The 15,240-nt window shown below is 52.2% G+C and carries 15 protein-coding genes; 9 read left to right on the forward strand and 6 right to left on the reverse strand.

The genetic code is table 11. The features are described 5' to 3' along the window. The 5 genes from mobB to PY990_RS07150 are packed head-to-tail and all read left to right on the forward strand — an operon-like array spanning nucleotide 1 to nucleotide 2,817. Entirely contained in the window at nucleotides 1-501 is a 501-nt protein-coding gene (mobB, locus tag PY990_RS07130; RefSeq protein ID WP_105028852.1) for a molybdopterin-guanine dinucleotide biosynthesis protein B, read from the forward strand. After that, the gene (locus PY990_RS07135; RefSeq protein ID WP_275271019.1) at nucleotides 494-1,714 is read left to right on the forward strand and encodes a molybdopterin molybdotransferase MoeA; all 1,221 of its coding nucleotides are present in this window, start codon (nucleotides 494-496) and stop codon (nucleotides 1,712-1,714) included. Before mobB ends, PY990_RS07135 begins: the two co-directional genes overlap by 8 nt. Beyond that, nucleotides 1,711-1,968, forward strand: coding sequence for a molybdopterin converting factor subunit 1 (gene moaD, locus PY990_RS07140; RefSeq protein ID WP_275271020.1), 258 nt, complete (start codon nucleotides 1,711-1,713; stop codon nucleotides 1,966-1,968). The genes PY990_RS07135 and moaD overlap by 4 nt, the downstream gene beginning before the upstream one ends. Before the next feature lies 1 nt (nucleotide 1,969). Then, nucleotides 1,970-2,437: a molybdopterin synthase catalytic subunit MoaE gene (gene moaE / locus PY990_RS07145; protein WP_275271021.1), complete on the forward strand. Its 468-nt coding sequence runs from the start codon at nucleotides 1,970-1,972 to the stop codon at nucleotides 2,435-2,437. After that, nucleotides 2,434-2,817, forward strand: a complete 384-nt coding sequence (locus PY990_RS07150; protein WP_275271022.1) for a fluoride efflux transporter FluC — start codon at nucleotides 2,434-2,436, stop codon at nucleotides 2,815-2,817. Before moaE ends, PY990_RS07150 begins: the two co-directional genes overlap by 4 nt. An 18-nt stretch (nucleotides 2,818-2,835) precedes the next feature. Here PY990_RS07150 and PY990_RS07155 read toward each other — a convergent pair whose 3' ends face one another. Further along, nucleotides 2,836-3,303 carry a rhodanese-like domain-containing protein gene (locus PY990_RS07155; protein WP_275271023.1) on the reverse strand — a complete coding sequence of 156 codons (468 nt, stop codon included), beginning with the start codon at nucleotides 3,301-3,303 and terminating at the stop codon, nucleotides 2,836-2,838. Nucleotides 3,304-3,637: 334 nt separating this feature from the next. Here PY990_RS07155 and glnA point away from each other — a divergent pair, with 334 nt between their 5' ends. From glnA to ntrC, 4 genes are all read left to right on the forward strand, one after another. Then, nucleotides 3,638-5,050, forward strand: coding sequence for a type I glutamate--ammonia ligase (gene glnA / locus PY990_RS07160; protein ID WP_275271024.1), 1,413 nt, complete (start codon nucleotides 3,638-3,640; stop codon nucleotides 5,048-5,050). 189 nt (nucleotides 5,051-5,239) lie between these two features. Further along, nucleotides 5,240-5,767, forward strand: coding sequence for a DUF4124 domain-containing protein (locus PY990_RS07165; protein ID WP_275271025.1), 528 nt, complete (start codon nucleotides 5,240-5,242; stop codon nucleotides 5,765-5,767). Nucleotides 5,768-5,803: 36 nt separating this feature from the next. Then, nucleotides 5,804-6,880, forward strand: a complete 1,077-nt coding sequence (gene glnL, locus PY990_RS07170) for a nitrogen regulation protein NR(II) (RefSeq protein WP_275271026.1) — start codon at nucleotides 5,804-5,806, stop codon at nucleotides 6,878-6,880. 23 nt (nucleotides 6,881-6,903) lie between these two features. Continuing rightward, nucleotides 6,904-8,484, forward strand: coding sequence for a nitrogen regulation protein NR(I) (gene ntrC / locus PY990_RS07175; RefSeq protein ID WP_275271027.1), 1,581 nt, complete (start codon nucleotides 6,904-6,906; stop codon nucleotides 8,482-8,484). Nucleotides 8,485-8,553: 69 nt separating this feature from the next. Here ntrC and PY990_RS07180 read toward each other — a convergent pair whose 3' ends face one another. The 5 genes from PY990_RS07180 to PY990_RS07200 all read right to left on the reverse strand — a co-directional run bounded on the left by PY990_RS07180 (nucleotide 8,554) and on the right by PY990_RS07200 (nucleotide 15,239). After that, entirely contained in the window at nucleotides 8,554-10,623 is a 2,070-nt protein-coding gene (locus PY990_RS07180) for a methyl-accepting chemotaxis protein (protein WP_275271028.1), read from the reverse strand. 134 nt (nucleotides 10,624-10,757) lie between these two features. Then, nucleotides 10,758-11,558: an exodeoxyribonuclease III gene (xth, locus tag PY990_RS07185; RefSeq protein ID WP_275271029.1), complete on the reverse strand. Its 801-nt coding sequence runs from the start codon at nucleotides 11,556-11,558 to the stop codon at nucleotides 10,758-10,760. Then, the gene (locus PY990_RS07190) at nucleotides 11,558-13,621 is read right to left on the reverse strand and encodes a M3 family metallopeptidase (RefSeq protein ID WP_275271030.1); all 2,064 of its coding nucleotides are present in this window, start codon (nucleotides 13,619-13,621) and stop codon (nucleotides 11,558-11,560) included. Before PY990_RS07190 ends, xth begins: the two co-directional genes overlap by 1 nt. Before the next feature lie 39 nt (nucleotides 13,622-13,660). Continuing rightward, nucleotides 13,661-14,509: a bifunctional methylenetetrahydrofolate dehydrogenase/methenyltetrahydrofolate cyclohydrolase FolD gene (gene folD, locus PY990_RS07195; protein WP_275271031.1), complete on the reverse strand. Its 849-nt coding sequence runs from the start codon at nucleotides 14,507-14,509 to the stop codon at nucleotides 13,661-13,663. A gap of 82 nt (nucleotides 14,510-14,591) precedes the next feature. Then, entirely contained in the window at nucleotides 14,592-15,239 is a 648-nt protein-coding gene (locus PY990_RS07200; RefSeq protein ID WP_275271032.1) for a response regulator transcription factor, read from the reverse strand. Nucleotide 15,240: the final 1 nt, after the last annotated feature.

The raw sequence follows: 15,240 nt of genomic DNA on the forward strand, positions 1-15,240 counted from the left end.
GTGCCCAAGGTGTTTGGCTTTGCCGGATTTTCCGGCGTGGGTAAAACCACATTGATTGAACAGCTCTTGCCCATTCTGATTGGTGAGGGAGTTCGGGTGTCTGTCATCAAACATGCGCATCATGATTTTGATATTGACCGGCCGGGCAAAGACTCCTACAGACATCGCGAGGCAGGTGCCTACGAAGTACTGATTACCGCCAACAAACGTTGGGTGTTGATGCACGAGTTGCGCGACGAAGCGGAGCCCACACTCGAGGATCAACTGGAAAAATTGTCGCCCTGTGACTTGGTCATTGTTGAGGGATTCAAGCGGGCGGATATTCCCAAAATTGAAATTTGGCGCGAGGCCAATGGCAAGCCCATGTTGTATCCTCAAGACCCGAATATTATTGCTGTGGCCTGCGACACCGAAATTGAGTGCCGCGGTTTGCCCATTCTTCCCTTGAATGACCCAGCTTCGATTGCGCAATTCATCTTGAAACGGTTTGTGAATGATTGATTTGAATGACTTGGTTGAGCAGGTGTGGCCCATGGCCACCCAGCAGGCAATACCGACTGAATCTGTCAGTTTGAACGCTGCCCTTGGACGGGTGTTGGCACAGGATGTTCTTTCCAATTTGAATGTGCCGCAACACGACAATAGCGGCATGGATGGTTACGCGGTTCGTTGCGCTGATATTCAACCATCCCGGCTTTTTCAGGTTTCCCAACGTGTGCCCGCAGGTGTCTCTCCCCAACCCTTGCAGCCTGGCACTGTGGCGCGAATCTTTACTGGTGCACCAATTCCTCCCGGCGCGGATTCTGTGGTGATGCAGGAAGACGTGGTGGTGAATGACGATGGCAGCGTCACATTCAGCGCTTTGCCAAAATCAGGGCAATGGATACGGCGCGCAGGTGAAGACATTGCAAGTGGACAAGTGGTGCTATCCCAAGGCACACGACTCGATGCCATTCATGTGGGTTTGCTTGCCTCCATTGGTGTACCCACCGTGTCTGTCAACAGGCGCTTGAAAGTAGGTGTAATGGTTACTGGCAGCGAGCTTCAAAGCCCGGGTCAGGCTTTACAGCCCGGTCAAATCTACAATTCCAATGAGTATGTGTGGTGCGGTCTTCTTGAGGCCATGCACGCCGATGTGCGCTCGGTAGGTATTGTTCCCGACAACTTTGAGGCCACATGCACTGCACTTGAATCGCTGGCCGATTGTGATGCCGTGATTAGCTCGGGCGGTGTGTCGGTGGGTGAGGAAGACCATGTGAAACCTGCGATCGAAAAAGTGGGTCAACTGCGGTCATGGAAAGTGGCCATGAAGCCGGGCAAGCCGATTGCATTTGGCCACATCAATCGACAAGATGGCGGGCAAAGTTGGTTTTTTGGCTTGCCAGGCAACCCTGTTTCCAGTGCAGTGGCTTTTCAACTGATCGTGAAGCCTTTTCTGAGTTTGCTGGAAGGACAAGGCCTCGCGGAAGTGGATTGGCGCCTGCGCGTACGTAAAGTGCAGGCTGCGTTTACCTGGCCCACACCTGATTCTCGCCGCGAGGAGTTTTTGCGGGCGGATGTACAATCGGACAAGGCGAGTTTGTTTGCAAACCAAAGTTCTGGGGTATTAACCTCGCTGGCCAGATCCAGCGGCTTGGTCAGGCTGGCCAAAGGGCAGCAGGTAAACCCGGGTGATTGGGTCGATTACGTGTCGTATCAGGATTTGATGAAATGAAAGTAAAAGTGCGGTTTTTCGCCAGTTTGAAAGAACAGTTTGGGCAAGATAGCCTCGAGGTAAACTCGGCATTTTCGCCAGCAACTGTGGGTGGTTTGCGCGCTCATTTGTGTGCTCAGTACCCTGGTTTTGCCAAAGCTGTTTCAGAAGTCGGGCGTTTGCGTGCAGCGGTGAACCAAGACATGGCCGACGACGAAACCCCGGTGGGCGAGCAGGCTGAGGTTGCCTTTTTTCCGCCTGTGACAGGGGGTTGAAATGAAACGCTCCAAGGTGTTGGTTCAAGAAAATGACTTTGACGTGACTGAGGAAATTCGGTGGCTTCGCCAGGGTTTGCCCGAAATTGGTGCAGTGGCCACTTTTATTGGCACTGTGCGTGACATCAACGACAACAGCACCGTAAGAGCCATGACGCTGGAACATTATCCGGGCATGACTGAAAAAGCACTCGAGAATATTCTGAAGGTGGCTGACGGGCGGTTCGAAATCACTTCTGCCATGATTATTCACCGCGTGGGCCCTTTGTATCCGGAAGACCAAATCGTGTTTGCTGCCGCCACCAGCGAGCATCGTCAGCAGGCGTTTCTTGCTTGTGAATTCATCATGGATTACTTGAAAACCGAGGCTCCTTTCTGGAAAAAAGAAGACACACCCGAAGGCGCGCGCTGGGTGTCTGCACGTGACAGTGACGACACTGCCAAAGAGCGCTGGGAGCAAACGCAGTGAATGCGCTCAGTGCACTGGCTGTGTTTGTTGGGGCCGGCCTGGGTGGGGTGGGGCGGTATGGGCTTGGTATTTTGTTGGCCCAACCCGCCTGGTTGCCCTTTGCTGTAGGTACGCTTGCAGTGAATTTGATAGGTGGCTTTTTGGCTGGAGCACTGTTTGCAACCGTGGGTTCAGCGTGGCTGAAGTCTAACCCCCTGGGATTGTTTCTCATGACAGGCGTGTTGGGTGGCCTTACCACCTTCTCGGCTTTCACCGCCGAAGGCGCTAATCTGCTATTGGACAAGCCCTTGCTAGCCCTGGGTCACGCCCTCGTTCATGTGCTGGGGTGTTTGGCTGCATTCTTTTTGGCAGGAAAGTTGTTTGGTCTTTTCGGCCAATAAAACCGGTTCTTACGCGGCTTAGTGTTGTTCCCAAGGCAGCCTGTGAAAACGCCAGCCATTGATGCTTGAGCGCTGGTGAAGGTCATTCTTGTCACCTTCAAATCCTTCCAGCACATTGATTGCATACTCAAAGCCATGCTTGGCCGCCAAAGTGGCCGCGTGGTGCGATCTGGCCCCGCTTCGGCAGATGAAAAGCACTGGTTGGTGTTTTTCAACTCGTGCCTCAACTTGGGCAATGAAATCGGCATTGCGTATTCCGTCGGGATAATTGTTCCACTCGACGTGAAAAGACCGGTCTTCTGAAAAACTCACTTGTCCAACCCAGTCAAGCTCGGCATCGGTTCGCACATCGATCAACACAGCATTTTCATTGGTATTCAGCAACTCCCAAGCTTCTTTTGGGGTTAGCGCACCCAAATAGCCCAGCCCTTTTTCAGAGGCGTATTGTTTGGCCAGTTCGATTAATTGTTCTGAAGTGGATGCCATGAAAGCGGAGATACAAGTGATTTATTAATGACTATATTGTAATACAAGCATTTGATCGATTAGGCCAAATACTAATTTGCACTACTATGGTGCATAGTGCACACATATGGTGCAAAAGTGGAAAGGTGATTCAAAGGAAGTCGCCTGAAACCTTGATCTGGGGTTACTCACTTCTTGGTATGGTCTTTGCTTTGTCCCTCCACGTCGAAGATTGAATTCGCGCTGAGCGTCATATATAGCGGCATCGAACGTGCTATTGTTTCGCTTAAATTGAAGAGTTCAAATCAGAATTTTTTTAGATCACTATTCCACCTCACGTACCAGGAGATTTTCAATGGCGACCGCCCAAGATGTAATGAAGATGGTTGCGGAAAATGAAGTGAAGTTCATTGACTTCCGCTTCACCGACACCAAAGGCAAAGAACAGCACGTGTCTGTGCCAGTTAAGATGTTTGACGACGACAAGTTCGAGTCTGGCCACGCATTTGATGGCTCTTCCATCGCCGGCTGGAAAGGCATTGAAGCCTCTGACATGTTGTTGATGCCCGATCCTGATACAGCTCGCATGGATCCTTTCCGCGAAGAGCCCACCCTGATTTTGACTTGTGACGTAATCGAGCCAACCGACGGCAAGGGTTACGACCGCGACCCACGTTCAATTGCACGTCGCGCCGAAGCCTATTTGAAGTCCTCCGGCTTGGGCGACACCGCCTACTTCGGTCCAGAACCCGAATTTTTCATTTTCGACAGCGTGACCTGGGACGACCAGATGTCCGGCTGTTTCTTCAAGATCAAATCCGAAGAGGCCGCATGGTCTACCGGCATCGATTACGAGCACGGTAACCTGGGTCATCGCCCCACAGTAAAGGGCGGCTATTTCCCCGTATCCCCAACCGATTCTTTCCAGGACATCCGTTCTGAAATGTGTCTGTTGCTGGAACAGCAGGGTGTGCCAGTTGAAGTGCACCACCACGAAGTGGCTGGCGCAGGTCAAAACGAAATCGGTACCATGTTCTCCACGCTGACCAAGCGCGCTGACTGGACACAAATTTTGAAGTACACCGTTTGGAACGTGGCCGCCAGCTATGGCAAAACAGCCACTTTCATGCCCAAGCCAATGTGGGGCGACAACGGTTCTGGCATGCACGTTCACCAATCAGTCTGGAAAGACGGTGTGAACCTGTTTGCTGGTAATGGCTATGCAGGCCTGTCTGATTTCGCCCTGTACTACATCGGCGGTATCATCAAGCACGCTCGTGCCTTGAACGCGATCACCAACCCATCCACCAACTCCTACAAGCGTTTGGTGCCTGGTTACGAAGCACCGGTGAAGTTGGCTTACTCTGCCAAGAACCGCTCTGCCTCCATCCGCATTCCACATGTGGCCAATCCAAAAGGCCGCCGTATTGAAGCGCGTTTCCCCGATCCCATGGCCAACCCTTACCTGGCATTCTCTGCCTTGTTGATGGCTGGTCTGGACGGTGTTCAGAACAAGATTCACCCAGGTGAAGCAGCAACCAAGAACCTGTATGACTTGCCTCCAGAAGAGGACGCATTGGTACCAACCGTGTGTCACAGCCTGGAACAGGCTTTGGAAGCTCTGCAAGCTGACAACGAGTTCTTGACTCGTGGTGGCGTGTTCAGCAAGGAAATGATTGATGCATATATCGAACTGAAGATGGAAGAAGTCCAGCGCATGCGCATGACTCCACACCCCATCGAATACGACATGTACTACGGCCTGTAATTCCGACCGTACGCATTAATCGAATGTGAAAGTGGCCCTGTACTGATCAAGTGCAGGGCCATTTTTCATTTTCAGTGATTTGTAAAGAACCTAACCCGTCTGGTATCAGCACTCGCCTTCAATGGGGAGGGGCTACCACAGGGGATCAAGTATCATGAAAGTCGTCCGGAATTTTGTAGAGATGCAATCATGGTGAAGTCGAGCGTAATTCAATATTCACTGATCGTCCTGGTGTCGGGGCTTGTTGCCGCACCCAAGGTACAAGCCTTGGGAACCGAGATGTTTGTGTGCACAGGTACAGACGGTGTTCGAACCTATCAAAATTCCGATGGTGGCAGCGGCTGCGTGCCTTTGAATCTGAACCCTATTACCGTGGTGCCGGCCCCGCGTTCAGCCTCGAAAAGTGGTGGAATTTCCGAGCCTGCTTCGGGGGGGAGTTCAGGTCGACGTGCCACGGCGGCTTATGACAATCGCTCAGCTGCTGACTTCAATGCGAAGGACGATCGCATGAAAATTCTGCAGGAAGAATTGCGCATTGAAGAAAGCAAGTTGAAGTCTTTGCAAGACGAATACAAAAATGGGCAGCCTGATCGTTTGGGCAATGAAAAAAATTATCAAAAATATCTGGACCGGGTTTCGCGCCTAGAGCAGGAAATCATGGTGACCAATGACAATATTGAAATACTTAAAACTGAATTGATTCGGTTGTCAAAATAGTATTTTTGAAACCGGCCGCATCGCCATGAGGATGAAGTGAAAAAAGAACGGTTTCAAGGTCTGGAGTTGTTGGCCACTGCGGTGGTGGTAAGTAATCCAGAAGGTGTAGTGCTGTATGCCAACTTGTCTGCAGAAACACTGCTGGAAGTATCCAGGCGCAGCCTGGACGGGCAGGCACTTGCAGCTTTGTTCGTCGAGGCCAGTGCATTTCGGGAGTTTCTCAACAAATCCCACGCCGATCCCTTCGGCGTGAAGCGGCAGGTATTCGAGTTGATTCGACCTAGCGGCACTTCTGAGCATGTTCACGTTACGCTGTCTTGTCCCGATGGTGCCAGCGGAGTAACCATCATTGAACTGCGTGAAATTGAGCAGCAGTTGAAAGTAGACCGTGAGGCCCGGATGATGGACCAGTCTCTGGCCAACAAAGAACTGATCCGCAATTTGGCACATGAAATCAAAAACCCTCTAGGAGGCATTCGTGGCGCAGCCCAGTTGCTTGAAATTGAACTGCCTTCGCCTGAACTGAAAGAATACACACAGGTGGTGATCAAGGAGTCGGATCGTCTGCAAACCTTGGTTGATCGCCTGCTTGCTCCGCACCGTAAACCCCACATTGTGTCCATGATGAATATTCATGAAGTGTGCGAGCGTGTGCGTTCGGTGATTTTGGCTGAGCACCCCAAGGGCTTGAAATTCATCCGGGACTACGACATTTCGATCCCCGAGTTCTTGGGCGATCTGGAGCAACTTATTCAGGCAATCCTGAATATAGTGCGCAATGCTGCACAAGCTTTGGCACCTCAGATCGCCGAAGGCACTGCGCAAATAACACTATGCACCAGAGTGGTGCGTAGGGTAACCTTAAACCGCAAGCAACACAGGCTGGCATTAGACTTGCAAGTGATCGACAACGGACCCGGCATACCTGCTGAGATCATGGAAAGAATTTTTTTCCCGCTGGTTTCTGGGCGTGAGGGCGGCAGTGGTTTGGGCTTAACGCTGGCCCAAACTTTCGTGCAACAACACGAAGGCATTATTGAATGCAGCTCCACACCGGGAAGAACACTTTTCAAAGTCACATTGCCGCTGCAGTTTGATCACGCTACCAGCTGAGCGGTTTTAAGGAACCACAATTAATGCGTCCAATTTGGGTTGTTGATGATGACCACTCCATTCGTTGGGTCTTGCAAAAAGCAATTTCCCGCGAAGGTATTCCTTGCGAAATTTTTTCTTCAGCCGCCGAAGTATTAGAACGACTTGAAACCGAAGTACCCCAAGTGCTGGTCTCGGACATACGCATGCCGGGGCAAAGCGGACTCACGCTGTTGTCCAAGGTGCGAGAGCTTCAGCCCGATTTGCCCGTCATTATCATGACGGCTTACTCCGACCTCGACAGCGCGGTGTCTGCCTTTCAGGGGGGCGCGTTCGAGTACCTGCCCAAACCCTTCGACATTGAGAAAGCGGTTGAGTTGATTTTGCGCGCAGTGCGTGAATCTCAAACCGAAGAGTTTGTTGAAGAAGCCGATTCCAGTGCGCCAGAAATTCTGGGCCAAGCGCCTGCCATGCAGGAAGTTTTTCGCGCGATTGGCCGTTTGTCTCAGTCCAATGTCACGGTACTGATCACCGGCGAGAGCGGGGCCGGCAAAGAGCTAGTCGCCCGTGCCCTGCACCGCCATAGCCCGCGCGCTTCAAAACCGTTTATCGCACTGAATACGGCAGCCATTCCCAAAGACCTGCTTGAATCCGAGTTGTTTGGCCACGAGCGCGGTTCTTTCACAGGTGCGCAAGCTCAACGACAAGGCCGGTTTGAGCAGGCCGAGGGTGGAACCCTGTTTCTCGATGAAATTGGTGACATGCCTGCCGAATTGCAAACCCGCCTGTTGAGGGTTTTGTCAGACGGGCATTTTTACCGTGTTGGCGGGCAACAGCCCATCAAGGCCAATGTGCGGGTAATCGCTGCTACGCACCAAAATCTGGATGAACGCGTCAAGCTTGGCATGTTCCGGGAAGACTTGTATCACCGTTTGAACGTGATTCGTCTTCGCTTGCCACCACTGCGGGAACGTCAGGAAGACATTCCCATTCTTGCCAAGCATTTTTTGAATGTGTCTGCCCGGGAATTAGGTACCGAAACCAAGCGTCTGTCGGATTCAGCCATTCGAATCATCAGCGAATTTCCATTCCCAGGCAATGTGCGCCAGCTGGAAAACGTGTGCCGCTGGATCACTGTAATGGCACCTGCCCAACTGGTGGAGGCACGTGACTTGCCCCCTGAGCTGAAGGCATTTCAGAGCGGTGGTGCCAATGCACAGGAGAAAATGGCGGGGAATTCCCCAAGCCCCAATCTTTGGCTTGCCGAAAATAGCTCGGTATTGCCTGCAACAGCCACACCTGCCTCGCAGAGCAGTTCGGGCATGTCCGCTGGCAAGTATCCAGTAAATACGGCGTCAACCGATGCTTTCTCCAATCCGCCTGTACTGGCGGGCAGCGCCGGCTGGCTGGAGCTGCTTTTTATTGAGGCCGAGAAAGCCCTGGAAAGCGGACAGCCTGATGTAATGGACGCATTGACCGCACAGTTTGAAACCACCATGATCCAAGCGGCTTTAAAAGCCACCCATGGCAAACGGATTGAGGCAGCCCAGCGTTTGGGAATAGGGCGCAATACCATTACCCGGAAAATTCAGGACTTGAATATTGATGTCAAAGACATTGATTGAGAGTGTTTGAAGCGCCCAAAAAAAAGCCTCTGCATGCAGAGGCTTTTTTGTTTTAACCAGCGGGGTGAATTACATGTTCTTGACCTGAAACTTCTTCAGAATATTGGACAGGTCAGTGGCTACTCCCTTCAGGCCTGACACTGCATTGGACGCACGGCGAGCCATGTCCAAATTGCCTTCCGAAAGCTGAGCAACCACTTCAACCTGGTGACCAATACTTTCCGAGGCCTGGTTTTGCTCAAGCAGCGCCGCGTGAATGTTTTCAACCGAATGGGCCACAGCCGAGGAATCGGCTGTGATCTGGTTCATGGCCTGGCCAGCGCGGTCTACAAGCTCAACACCTTTTTTCACGCTTTCTACAGCCATGTCCATGTTGTTAACGGCCACGCCAGAGCTGTTTTGAATGGCCTCAATCATGCCGTGAATGTCATCGGTCGACTTGCGAGTGCGCTCTGCCAGCTTGCGCACTTCATCGGCCACCACCGAGAAACCACGACCCTGTTCACCCGCGCGTGCAGCTTCAATGGCTGCATTCAAGGCCAGAAGGTTGGTTTGTTCAGCTATGCCTTTGATAATCAGAGCGATTTCAGAAATTTCCCGGGATTGTTCGCCGAGTTGTTGAATCACATCGGCTGTGCCTTGCACATTCTGTGAAATTTTATGCATTTGTTGAGTGGCGGAATTAATCGCACCCAAACCATCGTCTGCCAACTGGCGTGCCTTGTTGCTTACATCTTTGGCTTCAGTGGCCGATTCGCCAACGCTAGAAATTGACGAAGACATTTCCTCAACCGCAGCCGCCATGCCTGAAGCCGCATCGCTACCAGAAGCGGCGCCTTTGCTGAGCTCTTCACTGGTTTGAACCAGGTCCTCAGAGGCCTCTTGAACTTGGTCGGTGCTGCGTTTTACGGCACCCAAGGCCTGTTCCATGCTTTCGGCCATGCGGTTCATGCTGCGGGCCAACAGGCTGATTTCGTTTTTGGTGGCCACGCTGCCGTTGGTCACTTCATCGCTGGCACGTGCGGTCATGTCACCGTTGCCCAGTTTCAAAGCCAAAGCGGTCAGTACCTTGGTTGAGCTGGTCAAACGGCTTGTGACCCAGTAGAGGGCAAGCGCTATGATGGCAGAGGCAATCAGACCCATGATCACCATCATGCCCGACATGGCGTAAATGGTGCTGAACATCTCGGAGGTAAGCGCGGGTGCGACAATGGCTGCACCGCCCCACTGGGGTACTTTCGTGAATGCTACAAACTCGGTGCGGTTTTCGCCTGATTTCGGGTCGTTCCAGCTAATTTGGGTAATGCCGCTGTCTTCTTTTGTAATTTTGTCGAGCAGGCCTTGTAAATCATATTCTTTGGCAGCAAGTTCCTTGAACTCATCACCCTTGAATTGTGAGTGAATCATCACTTTGCCTGCATTGGCACCCGTGGTGTACAGCACGTAGGGAATGCCGGTTTCACCAATGCGCGTGCTCAACACCGCGTTTTGTACATCAGCAAACAGGTTGGTCATGTCAAAGCCAATGTACAGCACCAAATCATGTTCACCATTTGTACTTTTAATTGGCAAGTACTTCGACATGTAGCGCTTACCGAATAATAGCGCTTCACCCACGTAGGTTTCGCCTTTAATTATTTTGGCGTAGCTGGGGTGGCTTCGGTCCAGCTTGGTGCCCACGGCACGGTCACCATTTTCTTTTTTCAGGCTGGTTGAAATTCTCAGGTAGTCGTCACCCGTGCGAACAAACACGGTTGCTATGCCGCCTGTCATTTTTGTGAAGTTATCCACCACACCGTAGTTGCCGGTAATGAACGTGGAGTCCAGGGTTACCATGGGCCCGTCAATTTCAGGCGTAATCGAAATCTGCTGTTCAGGGTCAACTATCAACTCGCCGTTGAACTCAATCTCAAACAATTCTGCCAATTGGGTTACAGAACTTTCTGACAGCTTGTAGGCAATGTCCATGGTTTGTCGCAAACCCTCGGCCTGGGTAGATACGGCGCGTTCGGTTCGGGCTGTGGCTGCATTGAAGGTGTACGCGGCCGTAATGCCGACCAGGCTCAATACAATCAGTGCCACCAAAGCGGCGCTGGTAAAGCTGATCTGTTTGGAAAGGGGCAGAGTCTTTAGGTTCATGGTGCGAAGCGATTGGGAAGGTTATGAACAGCTTCGATCATCGCATTGCCTACCCTGTACTAATTGCCTAATTAGAGGGGTAAATCGCCTGTTTTACCAAGGTGTTCCCCCTTTTAAAGGGGGGTGAGTAGTGGCTATCTTGAGAGAGTTGCCACGGCAGGGGCATGGTCCGAGGGTTTTTCCCATTTGCGCGGTGCACGGTCAATCATGCTGGCAGTGCAACGTTCAGCCAAGGGCTTTGAAAGTAACACATGGTCAATTCGCAATCCCTTGTTCTTTTGAAAACCCAACATTCGGTAATCCCACCAGGAAAAGGTTTTCTCGGCCTGCTCAAACAGCCGGAAGCTGTCAACCAGACCTAAGCCCAGCAGTGTATTGAAGCGAGTACGCTCATCATCCGAGCACAGCACTTGGCCTGCCCAAGCCTTGGGGTCATGCACATCACGGTCGTCGGGGGCGATGTTGTAATCACCTACCAAGGCCAGTTGTGGGTATTTGGCCAACCAGGCCTCGCAGTCTTTCAGCAAGGCATCAAGCCAGGCTTTTTTGTACTCGAACTTGTCCGAGCCCACCTCCGAGCCATTGACCACATAAGCACTGACGAAGCGTAAATCACCAAAGGTGGCAGCAATGACGCGCTTTTGCTCATCGGGAAAGCTGGGCAGGTTCACCTGCACATCTACCGGTTCGGGCATGGTGGCTTTCTTGTACAGAATGGCCACACCGTTGTAGGTTTTCTGGCCAGCAAATACTGCACCGTACCCGGCAGCTTCCAGTTCAGCCACGGGAAAATTGTCATCGGTCAGTTTCAACTCTTGCAGGCCCAGCAAATCGACAGGGTTGGTCTCAAGCCATTGCAACAGATGTGGAAGGCGCACCTTGAGCGAGTTCACGTTCCAGGTGGCCAGTTGAATGCTTGCTGCTTGGTCTGTCATTACGCTGCCTGCCTGTTGTCGACCATGCCCGTGTGGCGAAGTAGGGCGTCAATATTGGGCTCGCGGCCACGGAAGGCCTTGAACGATTCAGCCGCAGGGCGGCTGCCGCCCACCGACAAAATCTCTTCCAGAAACTTTTTGCCGGTTTCCGGGCTGACTACACCGTTTTCTTCGAACATGGCAAAAGCATCGGCCGACAACACTTCAGCCCATTTGTAGCTGTAGTAACCCGCTGCATAACCACCCGCGAAAATATGGCTGAACGAATTGGGGAAGCGGTTGTAGGCTGGCGGAATCAGCACTGCCACTTCTTTGCGTACTTCGGCCAGCAGTTCAAGAATATTTGCTTCGCTGTGCGGGTCAAATTCGGTGTGCACAAGCATGTCAAACAGCGAGAACTCGATTTGACGCAGTGTTTGCAGACCGCTCTGGAAATTCTTTGCGGCTACCATTTTGTCAAACAGGGCCTTGGGCATGGGTTCGCCTGTGGTTTCATGTGCAGTGAGCGATTCAACCACACTCCATTCCCAAGCGAAGTTTTCCATGAATTGCGAGGGCAATTCCACCGCATCCCATTCCACGCCGTTGATGCCTGCCACATCCAGTTCATCAACCCTGGTAAGCATGTGGTGAATGCCGTGCCCGAATTCATGGAACAGGGTTTGAACGTCGTCGTGTGACAACTGCGCTGCCTTGCCTGCAGCCGGTTTGGTGTAGTTGCAGGTGAGGTAAGCCACTGGTGTTTGCACGCCTTGCTCGGTGCGCTTGCGACCACGTGCGTCGTCCATCCAGGCGCCAGAGCGTTTGCTGGCCCGCGCGTAGGGATCGAGGTAAAAATGCGCAATCGCCTTGCCTTCCTTCTGAACTTCAAAGAAGCGCACGTCGGGGTGCCAGGTGTCGGCCTGTGCTTTCACAATGTTCACGCTGAACAGTTTTTCTGTGAGCTTGAACAAACCATCAAGCACGCGGTCTTCCTGAAAATACTGGCGAACTTCCAGATCACTGAAGGCGTATTTTTTCTCTTTCAGCTTTTCGGAGGCATAGCTCATGTCCCAGCTTTGCAGGTCATCCATACCAAGTTCTGCTTTGGCGAATTCCTTGATCTCTTCCAGATCACGCAGCGCGAATGGCTTGGCTTTCACCGCCAGTTCCCGCAGAAAATTGACCACTTCATCGGGTGTGTTGGCCATTTTCGGAACCAAACTCAGTTCACCAAAATTCTTGTAACCGAGCATTTGGGCTTCCTCAAGGCGAAGTTGCAGCAGTTCGCGAATCAGGGCTGTATTGTCCAGTTCGGCCGGGCCAAATTCGGAGGCTCGTTTGGCATAGGCTTCATAAAGTGTTTCACGCAATTCACGCTTCTCGGCGTACTGCAACACTGGAAAATAAGAGGGAAACTGCAAAGTAAATTTGTAGCCTTCCTTGCCTTCCGATTTTGCAAGTTCCTCGGCCGCTTGCACCGCATATTCAGGAATGCCTGCCAAATCAGCTTTGTCGGTCACGATCAACTCAAAGGCATTGGTGGCGTCCAGCACATTCTCGGAAAACTTTGCCGTTATGGCGGCCTGACGGTCTTGAATTTCCGCGTAACGTGGTTTTTGGTCAGCGGGCAGTTCAGCCCCGCCCAGTTTGAAACCACGAATGGAATTGGCCAATACCTTCAAGCGTGCCGGCGTGAATTGTTGGGCCGCATCACTTTGTTCAATGGCTTTGTAAATGGCGTACAGGCGCTCATCTTGCCCAACCATGGTCCAGAACTCGGTGGTTTTGGGCAGGCAGGCATTGTAGGCTGCACGCAGTTCCTCCGTGTCTGCCACTGAATGCAAGTGCCCAACCACGCCCCAGGCTCGGCTCAGCTGTTCACAGGCAATGTCGAGCGGTAACAGGGTTTCTTCCCAAGTGGCCTGTTCAGGTGCAGTGCTGGCTGTCACTTCTAGTTGTTTTTTGGCCGCAGCAATCAGCGTGTCAATGGCGGGTTCCACGTGCTCGGTTTTGATGTCCGAAAAACGGGGCAGTCCGGAAAAGTCGAGTAGGGGATTGTTCGTGTCCATTTTCATGCTCATGGTCTTGGGGTCCTGCTAAAAAATTCTGAAAGGCTGCGCTTATATGCTACGTTCTACCGCTTCAATCGTGTTTTGCAACAGCATGGTGATGGTCATGGGGCCAACACCACCGGGCACTGGCGTAATCCAGCCTGCCACTTCCTTGGCCGAATCAAAATCAACATCGCCGCACAGCTTGCCATCCGGCAAGCGGTTGATACCTACATCGATCACGACAGCACCCGGTTTGATCATGTCGCCTGTAATCATATTGGGACGACCCACCGCAACTACAAGTACATCTGCGCGTTGGCAATGCGATTTCAAGTCTTTGGTTTTGCTGTTGCACAAGGTTACTGTGGCGCCCTGCTGCAGCAACAACATGGCCTGTGGCTTACCCACAATGTTGCTGGCACCAATTACAACTGCCTCTGCGCCTCGCAGCTCAATCCCGGTTAACTCCAGCATTTTCATGACGCCATAGGGCGTACAGGGGCGAAACAGGGGTTTGCCCGTCATCAGCAACCCTGCGTTGCTGATGTGAAAACCGTCTACATCTTTCTCGGCGCTGATGGATTCAATGACCAGATGGGAGTCCAGGTGTTTTGGCAAGGGCAATTGCACCAAAATACCGTGAATGGTGGGGTCATCATTCAGCTGTTCAACCAAACCGACCAGTGCGTCCTGGCTGGTGTTCTCGGGCATGCGGTGCATCACCGATTTAAAGCCGGCTTTTTCACAGGCTGAAACCTTGTTGCGCACGTAAACCTGCGACGCTGGGTCTTCCCCCACCAGCACTACCGCCAAACCTGGCTGGTGGCCGAGGGCTGTCAATTCAGCAGCGCGCTGGGCAATGGTTTCTCGAATGGAGGCGGCCAGTTCGGTTCCGCTGATGATTTGTGCAGACATGATTAAATGAGTTCGAAAATTTGAAATGGTTCAATTGAACAAGGCCCAGCAGCAGATGCCTGGCGGGCCTTGTTGGTGGTGTTCAGGGTTGTGCCAGTTCCGGTGATTTGCGCAAGGCGATTTTCAGCAAATCAGCCACGGTGGTCACTTGCAGCTTGTCCATGATGTTGGCGCGGTGCGCTTCCACGGTTTTAATGCTGATGTTCAGGTCGTCCGCTATTTGCTTGTTCAGGCGGCCCGATACGATTCTCTCCAGTACCTGCAATTCACGGGTGGTCAGTTTCGAGTACAGTTTGTTGATTTGTTCATCAAGCTTGGCTGTTTGGGCAAGCTCATGGGCCAGGCGCATGTGCTGATGAATCAGGTCTTTGATCTTGCCTTCATCAAACGGTTTTTCCAGAAAATCAACCGCACCGTTTTTCATGGTTTCCACTGCCAGTGTGACATCGCCATGGCCCGTGATGAAAACGATGGGGATGGGAATACCGCGTTCATTCAGTGTTTTTTGCACTTCAAGGCCTGAAAGCTTCGGCATGCGAATGTCCAGCAGCAGCACACAGGGTTGTGGCCACACCAATTGCTCAAGAAACAACTCGGGGTCTGCATAGGTTTTCACCTGATAGCCCTCGGTTTCGATAAGCCATTGGAGCGAGTCGTGCACCGCCTCATCATCGTCCACAATGAACACGGTTTCTTGCATTTCGGTGGGGCGTGGCTGAGTGTGCAGCATT

It is taken from the genome of Limnobacter olei (genome assembly GCF_029087225.1).
Classification (GTDB): Bacteria; Pseudomonadota; Gammaproteobacteria; order Burkholderiales; family Burkholderiaceae_B; genus Limnobacter; species Limnobacter olei.